This window comes from Fictibacillus sp. WQ 8-8 (assembly GCF_024494405.1).
Lineage (GTDB): Bacteria > Bacillota > Bacilli > Bacillales > Fictibacillaceae > Fictibacillus_C > Fictibacillus_C marinisediminis.
The window spans coordinates 241,983-260,600 of the sequence record NZ_JAMXKG010000004.1; the positions used below are offsets into that span (position 1 = coordinate 241,983).

General features: G+C 44.9%; 16 protein-coding genes. 1 reads left to right on the plus strand and 15 read right to left on the minus strand.

Features of this window, described 5'->3' with window-relative positions; genetic code table 11:
- Window positions 1-6: 6 nt before the first annotated feature.
- From M1K46_RS10765 to M1K46_RS10775, 3 genes are read right to left on the minus strand one after another with little or no spacing between them, the layout of a single operon-like run.
- On the minus strand, window positions 7-1,557 hold the full coding sequence (locus tag M1K46_RS10765) for an acyl-CoA carboxylase subunit beta (protein ID WP_256226003.1): 1,551 nt from the start codon (window positions 1,555-1,557) through the stop codon (window positions 7-9).
- A complete protein-coding gene (gene mce, locus M1K46_RS10770; protein ID WP_256226004.1) occupies window positions 1,557-2,405 on the minus strand; it encodes a methylmalonyl-CoA epimerase in 849 nt (282 codons plus the stop codon). Before mce ends, M1K46_RS10765 begins: the two co-directional genes overlap by 1 nt.
- Window positions 2,406-2,427: 22 nt before the next feature.
- Entirely contained in the window at window positions 2,428-4,071 is a 1,644-nt protein-coding gene (locus M1K46_RS10775; protein WP_256226005.1) for an acyl-CoA mutase large subunit family protein, read from the minus strand.
- A gap of 166 nt (window positions 4,072-4,237) precedes the next feature.
- Here M1K46_RS10775 and prli42 point away from each other — a divergent pair, with 166 nt between their 5' ends.
- Window positions 4,238-4,330, plus strand: coding sequence for a stressosome-associated protein Prli42 (prli42, locus tag M1K46_RS10780; protein WP_156316366.1), 93 nt, complete (start codon window positions 4,238-4,240; stop codon window positions 4,328-4,330).
- 44 nt (window positions 4,331-4,374) lie between these two features.
- On the opposite strand, the gene M1K46_RS10785 is transcribed toward prli42, so the two are convergent.
- The 12 genes from M1K46_RS10785 to M1K46_RS10845 all read right to left on the minus strand — a co-directional run bounded on the left by M1K46_RS10785 (window position 4,375) and on the right by M1K46_RS10845 (window position 18,554).
- On the minus strand, window positions 4,375-5,334 hold the full coding sequence (locus M1K46_RS10785; protein WP_256226006.1) for an aromatic acid exporter family protein: 960 nt from the start codon (window positions 5,332-5,334) through the stop codon (window positions 4,375-4,377).
- A 114-nt stretch (window positions 5,335-5,448) separates the two neighbouring features.
- Window positions 5,449-6,171: an amino acid ABC transporter ATP-binding protein gene (locus M1K46_RS10790; protein ID WP_256226007.1), complete on the minus strand. Its 723-nt coding sequence runs from the start codon at window positions 6,169-6,171 to the stop codon at window positions 5,449-5,451.
- Complete coding sequence (locus M1K46_RS25630; protein ID WP_305584809.1) at window positions 6,164-7,633, minus strand: ABC transporter substrate-binding protein/permease; 1,470 nt, start codon at window positions 7,631-7,633, stop codon at window positions 6,164-6,166. Before M1K46_RS25630 ends, M1K46_RS10790 begins: the two co-directional genes overlap by 8 nt.
- Window positions 7,634-7,814: 181 nt before the next feature.
- Entirely contained in the window at window positions 7,815-8,246 is a 432-nt protein-coding gene (locus tag M1K46_RS10805; protein ID WP_053357950.1) for a BrxA/BrxB family bacilliredoxin, read from the minus strand.
- 153 nt (window positions 8,247-8,399) lie between these two features.
- Window positions 8,400-9,725, minus strand: a complete 1,326-nt coding sequence (locus tag M1K46_RS10810; RefSeq protein ID WP_062235133.1) for a dihydrolipoamide acetyltransferase family protein — start codon at window positions 9,723-9,725, stop codon at window positions 8,400-8,402.
- Between the two features lie 28 nt (window positions 9,726-9,753).
- The gene (locus M1K46_RS10815; protein WP_062235130.1) at window positions 9,754-10,737 is read right to left on the minus strand and encodes an alpha-ketoacid dehydrogenase subunit beta; all 984 of its coding nucleotides are present in this window, start codon (window positions 10,735-10,737) and stop codon (window positions 9,754-9,756) included.
- 12 nt (window positions 10,738-10,749) lie between these two features.
- Window positions 10,750-11,742, minus strand: a complete 993-nt coding sequence (locus M1K46_RS10820; protein ID WP_053357947.1) for a thiamine pyrophosphate-dependent dehydrogenase E1 component subunit alpha — start codon at window positions 11,740-11,742, stop codon at window positions 10,750-10,752.
- 18 nt (window positions 11,743-11,760) lie between these two features.
- Window positions 11,761-13,182, minus strand: a complete 1,422-nt coding sequence (gene lpdA, locus M1K46_RS10825; protein WP_256226008.1) for a dihydrolipoyl dehydrogenase — start codon at window positions 13,180-13,182, stop codon at window positions 11,761-11,763.
- Between the two features lie 20 nt (window positions 13,183-13,202).
- The gene (buk, locus tag M1K46_RS10830; RefSeq protein ID WP_256226009.1) at window positions 13,203-14,312 is read right to left on the minus strand and encodes a butyrate kinase; all 1,110 of its coding nucleotides are present in this window, start codon (window positions 14,310-14,312) and stop codon (window positions 13,203-13,205) included.
- 26 nt (window positions 14,313-14,338) lie between these two features.
- Entirely contained in the window at window positions 14,339-15,439 is a 1,101-nt protein-coding gene (gene bcd / locus M1K46_RS10835; RefSeq protein ID WP_256226010.1) for a branched-chain amino acid dehydrogenase, read from the minus strand.
- Between the two features lies 1 nt (window position 15,440).
- Window positions 15,441-16,361: a phosphate butyryltransferase gene (gene yqiS / locus M1K46_RS10840; RefSeq protein ID WP_256226011.1), complete on the minus strand. Its 921-nt coding sequence runs from the start codon at window positions 16,359-16,361 to the stop codon at window positions 15,441-15,443.
- A gap of 132 nt (window positions 16,362-16,493) precedes the next feature.
- Window positions 16,494-18,554, minus strand: coding sequence for a sigma-54 interaction domain-containing protein (locus M1K46_RS10845; RefSeq protein WP_062235113.1), 2,061 nt, complete (start codon window positions 18,552-18,554; stop codon window positions 16,494-16,496).
- Between the last annotated feature and the right edge of the window lie 64 nt (window positions 18,555-18,618).

Consider the following 18,618-nt stretch of genomic DNA (forward strand, 5'->3'; position numbering starts at 1 on the left):
CCTCCATTATAACGGGATATTGCCGTGTTTCTTCCAGGGCCTTTCCTCGTGCTTCGTCCGCAGCATTTCCAGTGCTTGAATACATTTGATTCTCGTATCCCGTGGATCGATGACATCATCGACCATGCCTCGGGAGGCGGCAATGTATGGATTGGCAAATTTCGTACGGTACTCATCAATCTTAGCCTGCCTTGTCGCTTCAGGATCATCGCTTTGTTCGATCTCTCTGGCAAAGATAATGTTCGCTGCTCCCTGCGGTCCCATCACTGCGATTTCCGCGTTCGGCCAGGCAAAAACAAGATCAGCGCCGATCGACTTGCTGTTTAAGGCGACATAGGCACCGCCGTATGCTTTACGGGTGATAATCGTTATTTTCGGGACAGTAGCCTCAGAGTAGGCGTACAGGATTTTAGCTCCGTGTCTTATAATGCCGCCGTGTTCCTGTTTAATTCCTGGAAAAAATCCGGTGACGTCCTCAAAGGTGATAATCGGAATGTTAAAAGCGTCACAAAAACGAATAAAGCGCGATGCCTTATCCGAAGAATCAATATCAAGGCCGCCAGCCATAACTTTTGGCTGATTACATACTAATCCTACCACTTCACCCTTAATCCTGGCAAAACCAATGACTATGTTTCTGGCAAAATACGCTTGAACTTCTAAAAAAGTATCCTGATCGACCACTTGCTCGATGACCTTACGAACGTCATACGGTTTGGTCGCATCCAAAGGTACCACCTCGGCAATATCCGGGCGGTCATCGTTCTCATGCTCCAGTTTCTCCGATCTGGCCGGTTTTTCTTTATTGTTCTGAGGAAGGAACGATACGAGCGCCCGCACTTGCTCCAGAACTTGTGCCTCGGTTTCCCCCATAAAATGGGCGTTACCGCTTTTCGTGCTATGTACCTTTGCCCCGCCAAGATCCTCAGATGAAATTTTTTCGCCCGTTACTGTTTCGATGACCTTCGGGCCAGTGATAAACATTTGGCTTGTCTGCTCCACCATGAATACGAAATCCGTAATAGCCGGTGAATAGACAGCTCCACCTGCACAAGGCCCCAGAATAACTGAAATCTGCGGAATGACACCAGAGTAGATGGAGTTTCTGTAAAAGATCTGCCCGTAGCCGTCCAGAGAAACAACACCTTCCTGAATTCTCGCTCCTCCTGAATCGTTCAGTCCGATAAACGGTGTTCCATTCTTAGCCGCAAGATCCATCACACTGGCGATCTTGTGAGCATGCATCTCTCCTAACGCTCCTCCAAAAACCGTAAAATCCTGAGCAAATAAATAAACCGGCCGGCCGTGAATCTTTCCATAGCCTGTAACGACTCCCTCTCCAGGAGCCTTCATATTCTGCAGACCAAAATCGGTGCAGCGGTGCTCAATAAAAGGATTCAGCTCCACAAACGTTCCCTCATCGAGCAAAAGATCGATTCGCTCCCTTGCGGTCATTTTTCCGCGTTCATGCTGTTTATCAATCTTCTCGTCTCCGCCGCCAAGCTCAATCTCACGTTTCCTGTCATATAATTCGTCCATTTTATCGTACATATCCATCAGGACACTCCTCCTTCCGTTTCAGGTTTTTCGCACAGTTCAAACAGCACCTTATGAGTAGAAGATGGATGGATGAATGCGATGGATGCCCCGCCGGCACCTTTCACCGGCTGTTCCTGGATCATCTTTACGCCAGCTTTTTTCAATTCTTCAATTCTTGATGCAATATTTTCAACACCAAGAGCCAAATGGTGGACACCCTGTCCGCGTTTGATAATAAATTGCCGGATCGGACTCTGTTCATCCATTGGCTCTAGAAGCTCCAGCCTTGTCTGGCCGATCTTCAAAAAAGCTACCTTTACCTTTTGAGATTCCACTTCCTCCACTGCTTCAAGCTTAAGCCCGAGTGTGTTCACATAAAAAGGGAGGACCTCATCAAGGGATTCAACGGCAATGCCGATATGATCGATTTTTTTTGGCGGTTCCATGCCTGCTGGTGCTGGATAACCATCCCGCTCGAGCACTGCTGCTTCAATAAATTTGGCTGTCTCAACTGTCGGTGTGCCGGGTGTGAATATTTTTCTTACTCCGGCTGATTCAAGGAAGGGAATGTCCTCCCAGGGGATAACACCGCCTCCTATCACGATAATATCATCTGCTCCCCGCTGTTTTAAAAGCGACATCACCTCGGGAAACAGTTCATTATGCGCTCCAGACAGACAAGATAAACCGATGGCATCCACATCTTCCTGCACAGCAGCAGCTACAATTTGTTCTGGCGTCTGGCGAAGGCCGGTATAAATGACCTCCATCCCATAATCACGAAGAGCCTGAGAGATCACAAGAGCTCCGCGGTCATGCCCGTCAAGCCCTGGCTTTGCTACCAGCACACGTATTTTTTTATTCATTGTTCTTCCCACTCCTGTCTGTCTATATTCCTGTAAATTCTCCAAACTCTTCCCGAAGGATGCCGCAGATCTCTCCGATCGTGCAATAATCACGCACACAGTTCAAAATGAGCGGCATAAGATTTTCTGCTCCTTGAGCACCTTGGCGCAGCGCATCCAACCGAGCGCTCACTCGGTCGTGGTCCCTCGCAGACTTCAGACGGTTCAGCTTTTCTTTTTGCTTCTCCCCCAGTGTTGGATCGACTCTTAATAGTTCAGGCTGGACTTCATTTTCAACCGTGAATGAATTCATGCCTACGATGACTTCATCCCCTTTTTCGATCGCCTTTTGTATTTCATAAGACGTATGATGAATTTCACGCTGCATGTAGCCTTGTTCAACGGCAGCCACTGCTCCGCCCAGTGATTCTATTTTTTCAAGATAAAGTTTGACTTCTTCCTCCATGACATCCGTCAGGTGCTCCACATAATAAGATCCGGCCAGAGGATCCACCGTATCCGCCACCCCGCTCTCATGGGCGATGATCTGCTGAGTTCTTAACGCGATTCTCGCAGAATCCTCGGTAGGTAGGGCGAGTGCTTCATCCCTCGAATTCGTATGCAGGCTTTGAGTGCCTCCCATTACGGCTGACAGCGCCTGAATGGTTACACGGACAATATTGTTATCTGGCTGCTGGGCCGTCAGCGTAGAACCGCCTGTTTGGGTGTGAAAACGAAGCTGCCAGCTCTTCGGGTTCTTTGCCTGATAATGTTCTTTCATAAGTTTGGCCCAAATTCTTCTGGCTGCCCTGAACTTGGCGACTTCCTCAAAGAACTGATTATGGGCATTAAAGAAAAACGCCAGCCTCGGTGCAAAATCATCGATGTTCAATCCGGCCTCCAACGCTGCATCGACATACGCTTTTCCATTGGCGATCGTAAATGCCAGCTCTTGAACAGCATTCGCCCCGGCTTCGCGGATATGGTAGCCTGATATACTTATGGTGTTCCATTTCGGTACCTGTTCCTTGCAATATGCAAATATATCCGTGATGAGGCGCATAGAGGGCTTAGGAGGGAAAATATACGTTCCCCTCGCAATGTACTCTTTTAAAATATCATTCTGAATCGTACCGGATATTTTTTCCGAAGAAACACCCTGCTTTTCTGCCACAGCAATGTACATTGCCAGCAAGACGGATGCAGGTGCATTGATTGTCATCGAAGTACTGACCTGATCCAGCGGGATATCCCGTAAAAGCGCTTCCATATCTTCCAATGAATCGATGGCAACCCCTACCTTCCCTACTTCTCCCTTGGACATCGCATGATCAGAGTCATAGCCGATCTGGGTAGGAAGATCAAAGGCGACGGAAAGGCCCGTTTGCCCTTGTTTTAACAGGTAGCGGAACCGCTTGTTGGTCTCTTCAGCAGAACCGAAGCCGGCATATTGCCTCATCGTCCAGTAACGGGCCCTGTACATCGTTGGCTGTATACCCCTAGTATAGGGATATTCGCCAGGCAATCCAAGTTTCTCTATATCGTAATCTTCTGTTTCTGCTCCATAAAGCCTGTCGATCTCAAACTTTGAACTCGTTTCAAATGTTTGCTTTCGTTCTGGAAACCGCTGCATGCTTTTCTCTGTTGCCAGCTTCCAATTATTTACTCTCTCCTGATGCTTGCTCATATGGCTGCCTCCTATAACCTATCATTCGACATTTTCTTTCTTACATTACTTTCTTTTTGAAAACGCTTTTTCCTGCCAAAATTGCTAAAATTATAGACAGATGGAAGGAAATCTTGTTACACTGTTCAATTCCTTGTACAATAATAATTGGATAAGGAGGGTAATGATGTCTCGAAAATTAATAAAAACCATAGTCTTTATCATGCTTGGCTCCTTGCTGCTGACAACCCTGCTGACGGGGATAAGTGCATTGTTCTAATAAAAACCAAAAAAAATAAGCCTTTGCGGCTTATTTTTTTTGCACTAAATATCACTTTTCTTAAAGCTTTTCTTAATCTGCAAGTAGCGCTCAATCTCATTTAAAAGATGAAGCAGCTTCGATCTTGTCTCAAATTCTTCCCGGTCTTTCGGCAAATCCATCTCTCGGAACTTGCTTCTCAATTTTTCAATACTATCAAGATAGATGACTGCCGTATTGCCCGGATGTACGGCTTCACTCAATTCATTGAAAAAATTCCCAAGGATGTACCCCTGCATATATCTCTGATCAATAGATGAAAGGATCGGCATCATCCTCTCGATCAGTTCAAGCTGCTTTTCCCTCATCCTGAAATAAAGGTAATATTCATTTTCATAGCGTACCGTATGATTCTCCACATCGCGGAAAGCAAGATCCTTCCCCTCATCGATCAGCTGAGCCGCTTTAGTGATCTCATGCCCGTCCCAGAGATGGTTATGGTCATACAGATAGTCCCGAAACTCAAGAAAGATGGATTTGAATTGTTCCTCGAGGTCCGACTGGATCTTCTTTACGGTATGTTCCATGCTTGGCATATACAAGTTGACAATAAGGGCCATGCCTATTCCGATACAAATCAGGGCAACTTCATTCCCTACCGCTTTCCAGCTGAGGTATTCCAGTGTATACAGATGAAGAATGATAACCGAACTGGTAATGATGCCTTCCTTAAGGTTTAAGGCAACAAGGACAGGGATAAACAGCAGGATCAGCAGCCCGATGCTCCATGGATGATAACCTAGAACATTGAAAAAAACGGCGGCAAACAATATACCGATGATACATGCCGCAAACCGTTCCCAGGAACTGATCAAGGACCGTTTCTGCGTCACTTTAACACAAAGAATTGTTAATATTCCTGCGGAGCTGTAGAATTCCAGACCCAACCACTGAGCGATGCCGATAGCAAGAGCCGTCCCGATTGCTGTCTTTACCGTCCTGTAGCCGATTTTGATTGCTGGCATATTAGCCTTCCTTTCCTGCTGTACTCGCAACGATTATCTCATGTTTAGCATGCGGCAGAAAGAATTTTGACATGCACATAGAAAGAAGCAAAAAAAGAGACCTGAAAAGGCCTCTTATAATACTTTTTCAAGAAAGGATTTCGCTCTTTCTGTTTTTGGCTGTTCAAAAAATTCAGCCGGCTCAGCATCTTCCACAAGCACACCGTCATCCAAAAATATAACACGGTCCGCCACTTCCTTGGCGAAGCCCATCTCATGAGTAACGATGGCCATGGTCATCCCGCTTTGAGCAAGGGATTTCATGACGTCCAGTACTTCCTTTACCATCTCAGGATCAAGAGCAGAAGTAGGTTCATCAAAGAGCATTACTTCCGGATTCATCGCGAGAGCTCTTGCAATCGCTACACGCTGCTTCTGGCCACCGGAAAGCCTGCCTGGATATTCGGCTTCTTTATCAGCAAGACCGACTCTCTTAAGAAGCTCTCGGGCAGCTGCTTCTGCCTCACGTTTAGAAACTTTATTAACGGTAACCGGTGCATACGTTAAGTTGTCCATTACAGTCATATGCGGAAAGAGGTGAAAATGCTGAAACACCATCCCGATCTTCTTTCGGACTTGCTGGATTTTAGATGCTTGGGCAGTTACCTCCTGATCCTTGAATAAGATTTTTCCATCCGTCGGTTCTTCAAGCATGTTTATACATCGGAGGAAGGTCGATTTCCCTGAACCGGAAGGGCCGATGATCGCAACGACCTCGCCTTGTCCGATCTCAGTGGAAATGCCTTTTAATACTTCGTTTTTCCCAAATGTTTTATGAAGATTTTCGATTTTAATCACCGCGGCTCATTCTCCTTTCAAGCATGCGTCCCAGAACAGTTAATGCCATTACCATCAGATAATAGATGATTCCTGCAGTTATCAGAGGCTCAAAATAACGGTACGTATCCGCCCCGACAATCTGTGCGCGCCTCATGATATCTGTCGTACCAATCACCGCAATGATGGCTGATTCCTTCGTTAGTGTAATAAATTCATTCATTAGTGCCGGCAGAATGTTCTTCAAGGCCTGAGGAAGGATGATCTGTCTCATCATTGAACCATAGGAGACCCCAAGCGCCATAGAAGCTTCACGCTGCCCTTTATCAACTCCATTGATTCCGGCCCTGATGATTTCGGAAACGTAAGCCGCTGAGTTCAATCCAAAGGTCAGTACACCTGCAAGAAATGGTTCGATTTTATATCCTGTCAGCTGAGGTGTCGCATTATAGATAATCAGCAGCTGAAGAATAAGCGGTGTTCCACGGAAGATGGATGTATAAGCGTCTGCTCCCCATCGAAGCACTTTCACTTTGCTTATTTTGCACAGAGAAAGGATCGTACCAAGCACAAAGCCTAAAAGAATGGACACAACCACAAATTTCAGGGTCGTTAATATCCCTTTTAAAATATACGGTACAGATGGCATGATGGTTGAAAAGTCAACAATCGATTTCTTCTCTGCTTTTTTCTTAGATTTCGGCTCAAACCATTTCTTGGCGATTTTATCCAGCTCGCCATTCTTTTTCATCAGCGCAATCTGCTGATTAAAATCATCCGTCAGCTTACTTCCTTTTTGAAGCGCAACCGCAGAACCGGCAGATGCGGAATCAGGTATTTCAAAAGCACTTAAATCTGAGTTTTTATTTAGATATTCAATAGCGACTCCGTCTTCAATAACGGCTCCATCAAATCTTTTAGACATAATTTCCTGTACAAGGTCAGGAACTTTATTTCTTTTTTCAATATGAACCTTGTCCACTTTATCAGCAATTTTTTTCGCTTCATTTTCTTGGATGGAACCTAGCTGGACACCAATTGTTTTTCCTTTTAAATCCTGAATCGTTTTAATTTTAGGATTATCTGTAACGACCAGCTGCTTAGCTTGATAGTAGGTGTTTGAGAAATCCACCTTCTTCTTCCGCTCTGCATTCGGCGTCATGCCAGCCATGACGAAATCGACCCGCTTTGAATCAAGTGCAGGAACCAGACCGTTAAAATCCATATCTTTTATGACGAGATTATAGCCAAGCTTGTCCGCGATGTGATTAGCCACATCCACATCAAAACCAATGATTTTGTTGCCTTTGGTCGTATCGATATACTCATAAGGCGCATAATCGGCAGATGTTCCCATCACCAGTGTTTTTTTATGTTTTTCTTTTGCTAAAGCCTGGTGCTCGCCCATTGGCAATACAGCCCCCACTGCACTGAAAATGATCAATAGCGCAAGTGAAAGCAATACATAGGTTCTTTTTAGCATTATATCCCCCAACTTTCTTAAAAAGTGTCTCTATAAAATTTATGCATTCATATTTATTCAATATAATGTATTTTAACACAAAAAGTGAGTGATATTAGTTTTTAGATAATTCCGAATGTATTTCTATTCATGATAGTGCATAATAAAACCCATTCTCTAAAAGAGAATGGGTCTTAAATGTTTATTTGCAATAGGTATTAAACGCACTGATTAATTTATTGACAACTTCCATCGGTTCTTCGCCTTCAATTTCGTGTCTTTGTACCATCGTTTGAATTTCTCCATCTTTTAGAAGCGCAAAGGATGGGGAAGAAGGAGGATAACCGGTAAAATAAGAACGCGCTTTCTCTGTCGCTTCCTTATCCTGTCCGGCAAAAACGGTAACGAGATGATCCGGGCGGATACCCTGCTTAACTGAATAAGAAGCAGCCGGCCTGGCAATACCGCCTGCGCATCCGCATACAGAATTGATCATAACCAACGTTGTTCCATTTTTAGCTAGTGCTTCATCTACCTCTTCAGGCGTTGTTAATTGCGTATATCCAGCCTCTACGATTTCTTTTCGTGCTGATTCAACGGCATCATTCATGAAAAAGTTAAAATTTAAATTCATTGCTGACCTCCCCTTTCTGCCTTTATTTTACCCGTTTTCTCTATGAATACAAAGAAAAGACGCTTACCCAAGCGTCTTTTCTTTAGGGGGTTATGGGGTATGGAGGTGTTGATACTTCTTACTTACCCTTTTCATTCCCACATAAACCTCTTTTTAATAAATAGATGTTGTTTCACTCGAAATATTTTCCAAGCGTTCTTTAACACGGGCAAGGAACCTTCCGCAGACAAGTCCGTCAAGTACGCGGTGATCAAGTGACAAACAAAGATTAACCATATCACGGACTGCGATCATACCGTTATTTATAACAACCGGACGTTTGACAATGGATTCTACCGAAAGAATCGCTGCCTGCGGGTAATTAATAATCGGTGTAGACATGACAGATCCAAAAGAGCCGGTATTATTGACAGTGAACGTGCCGCCTTTCATATCATCAGCGCCCAAACGGTTCGTACGGACTTTATCTGCCAGTTCCTTCACTTCACGCGCTATACCTTTGATGCTCTTCTCATCTGCCTGTTTGATAACAGGAACGTAAAGTGCAGTATCGGTCGCTACAGCGATAGAAATGTTAATGTCTTTCTTCTGTATAATCTTATCGCCCGCCCACATGGAATTCAATTGAGGGAATTCTTTCAGTGATTCGACGACAGCTTTGATAAAGAAAGGCAGGAACGTTAAGTTGTAGCCTTCTTTTGATTTAAAATCGTTTTTCACGCCATTGCGGTAAGACACCAGGTTAGTAACATCTACTTCGACCATCGTCCACGCATGAGGAGCTTCGTGTTTGCTCCTCACCATGTTGGCAGCAATCGCTTTTCTTACACCTGTAACTGGAATCTCAATATCGCCAGGCTGGCTTTCAACCGATGCTGCTGGTTTTGGTGCTTCAGTTTGAGGAGCCGCCTGTGGTTCTGGGGCCTTGACGTTTGCTGCCTCCTGAATCGGAGCTTGAGCCGGTGTTGTTCCTTGTGCCGGAATATTACCGGATTCAATCAATTTCATTAAATCTTTGCGGGTAATCCGGCCATTCATTCCGGTACCTTCCACTTGGTTCAGATCAATGTTATGTTCATCCGCTATTCGAAGGACAGCTGGAGAAAAACGGTTTTTCTCAGATTTGTCCCGCTTAGGAAGCCCAGTTTCTGCAGAAGCAGTCGCCGTTCCTTCTTCTTTTTTATCAGAAGAAGAAGCTGCCGGTGCTGCTTGATCATTACTTTTTTCCGCTGTCCCGCTTTCCGTATCGATATAACAGATCAACTCGCCTACAGCGAGTGTGTCGCCTTCCTGAGCAGACAATTCTTTAATAACTCCAGTAAATGAAGAAGGAATTTCTGCATTTACCTTATCGGTCATTACTTCAGCAAGCGGATCGTATTTCTTTATATGATCACCAGGCTGTACCAGCCATTTGCTGATTGTTCCTTCTGTAACGCTCTCCCCGAGCTGGGGCATTAAGATTTTTTCCGTAGCCATTTATTCACCCTCCTGCTAGAGTGCTGTTTTAGAATTCAGCAAGTTCTCTCATTGCTTTTTCTACCTTATCTGGATTCACCATAAAATACTTCTCCATCGTTGGAGCGTAAGGCATTGCAGGCACATCAGGCCCTGCAAGACGTTTAATCGGTGCGTCCAGTTCAAAGAGGCAATGTTCACCGATAATAGCAGAAACTTCGCTCATAATGCTTCCTTCTTTATTATCTTCAGTCAATAACATTACTTTGCCTGTTTTTGAAGCAGCTTCAATAATCGCTTCTTTATCAAGAGGATATACGGTCCTTAAGTCAAGGACATGAGCGGAAATTCCGTCTTTCTCAAGCTTTTCTGCTGCTTGAAGAGCAAAATGTACACATAAGCCATATGTAATGACCGTAATATCATCACCTTCACGTTTAACATCGGCTTTGCCGATCGGCAGTGTATATTCTTCTTCTGGAACTTCACCTTTAATCAAACGGTAAGCGCGTTTATGTTCAAAGAATAGAACAGGATCTTCATCACGAATCGCAGCTTTCAGAAGGCCTTTTACATCATAAGGAGTCGAAGGCATCACGATCTTAAGTCCAGGAACATTAGCGAACAATGCTTCGACTGACTGAGAATGGTACAGAGCACCATGAACCCCGCCGCCATACGGAGCGCGGATAGTGATCGGACATGTCCAGTCATTGTTCGAACGGTAACGGATCTTCGCAGCCTCGGAAACAATCTGGTTTACAGCAGGCATGATGAAATCAGCAAACTGCATTTCAGCAATAGGCCGCATGCCATACATCGCTGCACCAATTCCTACGCCTGCAATCGCGGACTCCGCCAATGGAGCATCAATTACTCGATCTTCACCAAACTCTTCTATCAATCCAGCAGTGGCACGGAACACTCCTCCGCGGACTCCAACGTCTTCTCCAACCACAAAAACTTTTTTATCCCGTTGCATTTCTTCTCGTATCGCCTGTGTTACTGCATCTATATAGGAAATAATCGGCATGGTTTCTCCCCCTTACTCTGCATAAACAAAGCGCATTGCAGATTCTGGGTCTGCATACGGCGCTGCTTCTGCATAATCAGTTGCTTCATCAATGATCGCTGCAATTTCTTCATGGCATTGCTTCTCAAACTCGTCAGTTAGAACGCCTGCATCTCTTAGATATTGAGCAAACGTAAAGATCGAATCCTTTGCCTTTGCTTCTTCAACTTCTTCCCTTGTACGATAGGCACGGTCATCATCATCACTGGAGTGAGGAGTCAGCCTGTATGACACGGCTTCGATCAATGTTGGACCCTCTCCGCGGCGTCCGCGGTCTGCAGCTTCTTTTACTGCTTCATATACAGCCAACGGATCGTTTCCGTCTACGGTAACACCAGGAATGCCATAGCCTAAAGCACGGTCTGAAACATTTTTGCACGCCAGCTGTTTTTGGATCGGTACAGAAATGGCGTATTTATTATTTTCACACATGAAGATAACAGGAAGTTTGTGAACACTGGCAAAGTTGATGCCTTCATGAAAATCTCCCTGATTGGAAGAACCCTCTCCAAATGTGGTAAATGTAACAAGATCTTTTCCTTCAAGTTTTCCGCCAAGTGCCATACCGACAGCGTGTGGAACTTGAGTCGTAACCGGGGAAGAACCTGTAACGATTCGATATTTTTTTCCTCCAAAGTGACCCGGCATCTGCCTTCCGCCGCTGTTAGGATCTTCTGCTTTTGCAAAACCTGAAAGCATCAAGTCTTTTGCAGTCATCCCAAACCAAAGGACGACTCCCATGTCTCTGTAATACGGCAATGCGAAATCTTTTTCACGGTCCAGCGCCATCGCGGCTCCGACCTGTGCTGCTTCCTGCCCCTGGCAAGAGATAACGAACGGGATTTTACCAGCACGGTTCAACAGCCACATACGCTCATCGATTTTTCTGGCCATCAGCATCGTTCTATACATTTCAAGGACTTTTTCGTCCGTTAAACCAAGTCTTTCATGGCGGTTTTCGCCCATGATAGATCCCTCCTATTTTTAGAAATGAATCGCTTTTCCATCGACGGCAAGCGCTGCTTCGCCGAACACTTCAGAAAGTGTAGGATGAGGATGAACAGTCTGGGCGATCTCCCATGGTGTAGCATCCAAAACTCTCGCCAGACCTGCTTCAGAAATCATATCGGTAACGTGCGGTCCAATCATATGGACTCCCAAAAGATCGTCCGTTGCTTCATCCACTACAAGTTTAACAAATCCGTCTGATTCTCCATAAACAAGAGCCTTACCGATTGCTTTGAACGGAAACTTTCCGACCTTTACAGTATACCCTTTCTCTTTCGCTTCCTTTTCCGTATATCCCACACTCGCCATTTCCGGGCTGGAGTAAATACACTTAGAGATCATGGAATAATCAATAGGGTGCGGGTTCTGGTTGGAAAGATGCTCAACTGCTGCAATGCCTTCATGTGATGCCACATGAGCAAGCTGCAGCCCACCGATAACATCTCCGATGGCATAGATATGGCTTTCTGCCGTTTGGTAATATTCATTTGTTTCGATAAACCCTTTTTCTACTTTGATCGCTGTGTTCTCCAGGCCAATTCCTTCCACATTTGCCTGGCGTCCAACGGAAACAAGAATTTTTTCTGCTGAAAACGATGCCGTTCCGCCTTTATGCTCAGCATCAATCTGAACAGATTCTTCTTTTTTCAGCGTTTCTGAAAGAACTTTCGCACCTGTAACAAGTTTGATTCCTTTTTTCTTCAAGATGCGCGCAGCTTCCTTGGAAATCTCTTCATCTTCTGTCGGAAGGATTCTGGCCGCATATTCTACAACCGTAACTTCGACACCGAAATCATTGAGCATGGAAGCCCATTCGATGCCGATTACTCCGCCTCCGATGATCAGGATGGATGCTGGAAGAGTCTCCATTTTCAGTGCATCATCTGAAGACATGACCAATGTGCCGTCAATCTCTAACCCAGGCAGTGTACGAGGCCTGGATCCAGTCGCTACAATAACATTCTGCGGAATGAGGATTTCATTCTCGTCTCCATTGTTAAATTCAACCGAAATGGTTCCAGGCATCGGAGAAAAAATGGATGGCCCAAGGATACGGCCTGTCCCTTCGAAGACTTGAATGTCTCCTTTTTTCATGAGGTGCTTTACACCGTTATGAAGCTGATCAACAATTTTTTGTTTGCGTTCCTGTACTTTATTAAAATCAAGGGACACACCTTCAATGGAAACACCGTATTCAGCTGCTTTTTTAGAAGTAGAATAAACTTCTGCACTTCGCAGCAAGGCTTTGCTTGGAATACACCCTTTATGAAGGCAAGTTCCGCCAAGCAATCCTTTTTCCACTATCGCTACTTTTTTGCCTATTTGAGCTGCACGGATGGCTGCAACATAGCCGCCTGTACCTCCGCCGAGGATGACTAAATCAAAATCAGTTGCCATACTGTTTCTCCTTTATCACTTTAATTCGTTCGGACAGAAACATCTGATGCAGGATATTCTTTGGCTTCTTCCTCGCCCTTTAATACGCGAAGCCCTCCTTCGGCCAAAGCCTGAAGCTCATTTTCACCGGGCTGAACGATAACATCAGCAATCCATTCTACACGTTCTGTAATCTTTTTCACAAATTCCTTGCCGTAAGCTAGTCCTCCGGTAATGATGATCGCGTCAACTTGCCCTCCTAATACGGTACTGGAAGCGCCTATCTCCTTTGCCACCTGGTAGGCCATCGCATCGTAGATCAGCGCCGCTTCTTCATTTCCATTCGCGATCATCGCTTCGACCCTTACTGCATCATTCGTGCCAAGGTATCCGACAAGGCCGCCTTGTCCGACCAGTTTCTTCATGATCTCATCGGCATAGTATTCGCCTGAAAAGCATAATTCCACTAAATCTCCGACTGGAACGGTTCCGGCTCTTTCAGGAGAGAATGGACCTTCGCCGTGAAGACCGTTGTTTACATCAATAACCTTGCCGTAAAAATGAGCACCAACGGTAATTCCTCCGCCCATGTGCGTAACAATGAGCCTAAGGCTAGAGTATGGCTTACCAAGTAGAGAGGATACCCTTCTTGCAACAGCTTTTTGGTTCAATGCATGAAAAATACTCTTCCGCTTAATCTCTGGGATTCCCGAGACTCTCGCTAGCGGCTGCATCTCATCGACGACAACAGGATCAATAATAAATGATGGAATGTTTAGTCCGGATGCGATTTCGTATGAGATGATCCCGCCGAGATTAGAAGCATGCTCTCCCGCATAGCCCTTTCTAAGATCCGCAAGCATCAGATCATTAACATGATACGTGCCGCCCTCGATGGGACGCAGCAAACCGCCGCGCCCTACTACCGCACTTAATTTAGAAATGTTGATTCCTTCATGATCAAGGGTTTCGAGAATTGTATTTTTTCGAAATTCATATTGATCGATAATATTTTCAAATTTATTGATACTGTCGCTGTCATGCCGTATAGTTTTTTCAAAAACAGCACGTTCATTGTCGAAAATCCCGATTTTGGTAGAGGTTGATCCTGGATTGATGACGAGTAAGCGATATTCTTTTGTAGGCACCATATAAACCTCCAATGTTCAAACCGAGATTAGCGGGTCCTGCTGGACAGGATATGACGTTCGTTCAAAAGGAACTGGCTTCTGGAATTGCGCATTCTTTCAATTCGTTCTTCAGCGAGCCTGTCAGCTGCCAAATAAGTCGGGATACCATCGCGTTTAGAAATCTCGATAACTTTCGCAATGTTGTCATAGATTGTCTCAACTTTTTTCATTGCACGGTCGCGGTTGTAGCCATTCAATTCATCTGCTACATTGATAACACCGCCCGCATTGATTACATAATCAGGAGCATAAATGATTCCCATTTCGTGGATCGCATCACCATGACGTGTTTCACGAAGCTGGTTGTTTGCGGCACCCGCGATGACTTTTGCCTTAATCTGGCCGATCGTTTGGTCGTTGATGATCGCACCTAATGCACATGGTGCAAAGATGTCACATTCAACTCCATAGATTTCGTCAGGGTCGACGGCTTTCGCACCAAATTCTTCAACGACACGGTCAACCGCTTCTTTGTTGATATCTGTAACGATTAGTTGTGCGCCTTCTTCGTTTAAATGGCGGCAAAGATTGTAGGCAACATGTCCCACACCTTGAACTGCAATTACTTTCCCTTCAAGTGAATCCGTGCCAAACGCTTCGTTGGCTGCCGCTTTCATTCCGCGGTAAACACCGTAAGCTGTAACTGGTGATGGATTGCCTGAAGAACCGAAAGCAGGTGAGACACCTGTTACGAATGGTGTTTCTTGGTAGATGATATCCATGTCTTCAACCGTTGTACCTACATCCTCAGCTGTAATGTATCGGCCGTTAAGACCTTGAATAAAACGTCCGAACGCACGGAACATTTCTTCATTCTTGTCTTTTTTCGGATCGCCGATAATAACCGTTTTTCCGCCGCCAAGGTTCAGACCTGCAGCCGCATTTTTGTAAGTCATACCGCGTGCGAGTCTAAGTGCATCTTCAAATGCATCTGCTTCAGTGTTGTACGTCCACATTCTTGTCCCGCCTAATGCTGGCCCAAGTGTTGTATCGTGAATAACAACAATGGCTTTTAATCCTGATTGTTTATCTTGGCAAACCACCATTTGCTCATAATCATAAGTTTCCATGTATTTGAATAGTTCCATTTTATTTTTCCTCCTGGTTGTTGTTATTTTTTTCAAGTGATTTTACAGCAAGAGCAATAGAGTACAGCTTGCTTTCAGCCGTATCCGCTCTGGAAGTCAGAACGATTGGTGCACGGGCACCTGCGATAACTGCTCCCACTTTGGCATTTGCAAAATAGATAAGTGATTTATACAAAGCGTTGCCTGTCTCGATCGCAGGAACAACCAGTACATCGGCATGCCCTGCAACCTCGCTGGATATGCCTTTGTGTTCAGCCGCTTTTACTGAAATGGCATTATCCAATGCAAGGGGACCATCGACGATACACCCGCTGATTTGTCCTCTCTTGTTCATCACCATCAGAGCACTCGCATCCAGCGTTGCCTGCATGGCCGGGTTCACGGATTCAACAGCCGCCAAGACCGCAACCTTAGGCATTTCCACTCCGATACCTCTTGCAACCTGCACGGCGTTCTCGATGATCTGCGCTTTTTGCTGAAGATCTGGAGCAATATTCATTCCTGAATCGGTTACAAACAGCAGCCGATCATAGCCCGGAACTTCAAAGGCAGCGACGTGTGACAGAATCTTACCCGTCCGCAGCCCGTTTTCTTTGTGAAGGACTGCTTTAAGCAGGTCAGCTGTAGGAATCAGTCCTTTCATCACGATGTCAGCTTGACCGCTGCTAACCACTTTCACAGCTTCAAGTGCAGCGTTTTTAGGTTTTGCCTCCATAATCTGAAGCTCTTCATTTTGCTCAAGCTTACTTCGCTGTAGCAAAAATTGGATTTTTTCTTTATTTCCAACAAGGATAAATGATGCAGCCCCTTTTTCATAGGCCTGCTTCACTGACAGAATGACTTCTTCATCTTCAGCAGCGGCAACTGCCACTACTTTTTTTGATTCCGTTGAAATGGAGTTCAGCAGATGTTCTAGTTTCAATGTTCAGCCTCCCTTTGCCACCCTTCTATTACCATGCAAGAACCGTGCCAACTGTTTCCCCCTTTTAAATGGCTAAATTGTTATTTTTCCTATGAATATAATTGCACACCGTGAACAAAATTGCATGCATTTTCATTCATCCTGGCTTATTCCATACTTTTCAAGTTTGTAGTAGAGGCTTCGCAATGAAATGCCGAGTGCTTTTGCGCACTTGGTTTTATTGCCCTGGACACTAGTTAACGTATCCTGCAGGATGTCTCTTTCAACTTTTTCCATCTGCAGCGCTAAGGGTTTAAACTCTCCAGCCAGTATTGGCCGAGACTTTTGATCCTCAGTTTTATCCAGCGATGGCAGATCAATATGGCTGGAGCTGATGGATTGTTTATGATGATCCATATGAATCATCGCTCTTCCGAGAACATTCTCCAACTCCCTGACATTGCCCGGCCATTCATACTGTTTTAGTATTTCTTCAGCTTGATTTGTTATTTCCTCAATATTTTTTCCATAATCCTGATTGAGCTTATGGATAAGGTGGCTTGCCAATAGCCGGATATCCTGTTTTCTGGCACGTAAAGGTGGAATATAAATCGGCATCCGGTTCAGGCGGTAATAGAGATCTTCCCGAAAAGCACCTTCACCAATTTTCCTTTCCAAGTTAATGTTCGTGGCCGCAATGACCCTTACATTTATTGGAACGGACTTTGTTCCACCTACTCTCCTTATTTCCTTTTCCTGAAGCACTCGAAGCAGTTTGGCCTGCATGGCTGGAGCCAGTTCACCGATTTCGTCCAGAAAGATACTTCCTCCGTTGGACTCTTCAAACAGCCCTCTTTTCCCTCCGCGCAATGCGCCAGAAAAAGCTCCTTCTTCATAACCGAACAGCTCACTTTCAAGGAGGGATTCTGATATGGCAGCGCAGTTGACCCTGATAAATTTATTGTACTTTCTGCTGCTCCCATTATGGATGGCGTGGGCGAAAAGTTCCTTCCCTGTTCCAGATTCTCCTCTCAGCAGTACGGTTGCGGGTGTTGAAGCGGCCAGACGGGCCTGCTCGACGGCAAATTTCATTTCCTCAGACTCACCTTTTATATCTTCAAAGGAATATTTAGCTTCAAGTGTACGGATAATTTGTCGGGCACGGCTCAGCTCCTCAGTAAGGGATTTAATTTCCGATACATCATGGATCACGCCGACACTTCCCTTTAGCACACCGTCTACAATAATAGGTGCCACGTTGACGACAACATCGCGCCGCTGCGGCCCAACTTTTAGCCGGGCACCTCTGACAGGCTTTCTCGTTTTAAGGACCTGCATATGTATACTCTCACCTTCAGAGATATCAATCGTAGCAGGCTTTCCGATCACTTTTTCTGATGTTAGTCCGGTAAGCTTCGTATAGGCAGGGTTAATCATCAACCCTTTTCCTTCTTCATCAACAACCGAGATTGCTTCTTCAGAAGACTGAATAATCGCATGAAGCATGGACTGGATGCTTTTCAGATTGGTGACTTCCTCTGCAAGATCAATCATTTCGGTGATATCCTTAAATACTGCAAATGCACCCATCTTGTTGCCAAAATCATCAATAATCGGAATTCGGGTTGTAATAATTTTTGTGCCATTGTCCAGTATTTGTTCCTGGTTGATTTCTTCCTTGCCATCGGACATTACTCTAGGCAGCTGGCTGTTGGGGATCACTTCATGCACAGGATGGCCAAGTACATCTTCTTTCTTGCTCCCCGTCATTTTTTCTGCACTCTTATTAAATAAAGTGACAGATAAATTTTCATTAATAGCAATCATTCCATCATGTGTCGAATCAAGTATAGTATTAATCTTATGGAGTTTGCTTTTATAAGAAGGGATATAATGTTCACTCGCAGACAGCGTCTGGCAGAACTCCCAGGCAATTGAGGATGGGATAATACTGACCCGATCCCCAAAATGAAGCATTGCCATTTGTCTTGGCAGTTGATTGGTAAAATCGATCAAAAAATCAACAGAACGGTCAGCAGCTCCATCCAAGCTGTCTTCGATCGGGATATTAAATTGCTCTGCCAGCCGATTTAATCCTTCAGAAGCAGAAGATCTTAAAATTATGGCACTGATTTGAATCACGCGGGACGAAGCCAAAAGAAGTACCAGAGACTCAAGATGCTCCCCTGTCCCGTAAATAACTGCTTTTTGCATACCCAGCTCCTTAGTTTTGCAATTATTTTCACACCCTAATCATACGTTTTTATGAAAAGGTTTG

Coding starts and splice junctions, on each gene's coding strand:
- M1K46_RS10785 (WP_256226006.1), bottom strand. CDS start 5,334: ATGCCAGCAATCAAAATCGGCTACAGGACGGTAAAGACAGCAATCGGG.
- M1K46_RS10820 (WP_053357947.1), bottom strand. CDS start 11,742: ATGGGCGAAAACCGCCATGAAAGACTTGGTTTAACGGACGAAAAAGTC.
- M1K46_RS10810 (WP_062235133.1), bottom strand. CDS start 9,725: ATGGCTACGGAAAAAATCTTAATGCCCCAGCTCGGGGAGAGCGTTACA.
- M1K46_RS10845 (WP_062235113.1), bottom strand. CDS start 18,554: ATGCAAAAAGCAGTTATTTACGGGACAGGGGAGCATCTTGAGTCTCTG.
- M1K46_RS25630 (WP_305584809.1), bottom strand. CDS start 7,633: ATGCTAAAAAGAACCTATGTATTGCTTTCACTTGCGCTATTGATCATT.
- buk (WP_256226009.1), bottom strand. CDS start 14,312: ATGGTGCCTACAAAAGAATATCGCTTACTCGTCATCAATCCAGGATCA.
- prli42 (WP_156316366.1), top strand. CDS start 4,238: ATGTCTCGAAAATTAATAAAAACCATAGTCTTTATCATGCTTGGCTCC.
- M1K46_RS10815 (WP_062235130.1), bottom strand. CDS start 10,737: ATGCCGATTATTTCCTATATAGATGCAGTAACACAGGCGATACGAGAA.
- M1K46_RS10805 (WP_053357950.1), bottom strand. CDS start 8,246: ATGAATTTAAATTTTAACTTTTTCATGAATGATGCCGTTGAATCAGCA.
- lpdA (WP_256226008.1), bottom strand. CDS start 13,182: ATGGCAACTGATTTTGATTTAGTCATCCTCGGCGGAGGTACAGGCGGC.
- M1K46_RS10765 (WP_256226003.1), bottom strand. CDS start 1,557: ATGGATATGTACGATAAAATGGACGAATTATATGACAGGAAACGTGAG.
- mce (WP_256226004.1), bottom strand. CDS start 2,405: ATGAATAAAAAAATACGTGTGCTGGTAGCAAAGCCAGGGCTTGACGGG.
- bcd (WP_256226010.1), bottom strand. CDS start 15,439: ATGGAACTATTCAAATACATGGAAACTTATGATTATGAGCAAATGGTG.
- M1K46_RS10775 (WP_256226005.1), bottom strand. CDS start 4,071: ATGAGCAAGCATCAGGAGAGAGTAAATAATTGGAAGCTGGCAACAGAG.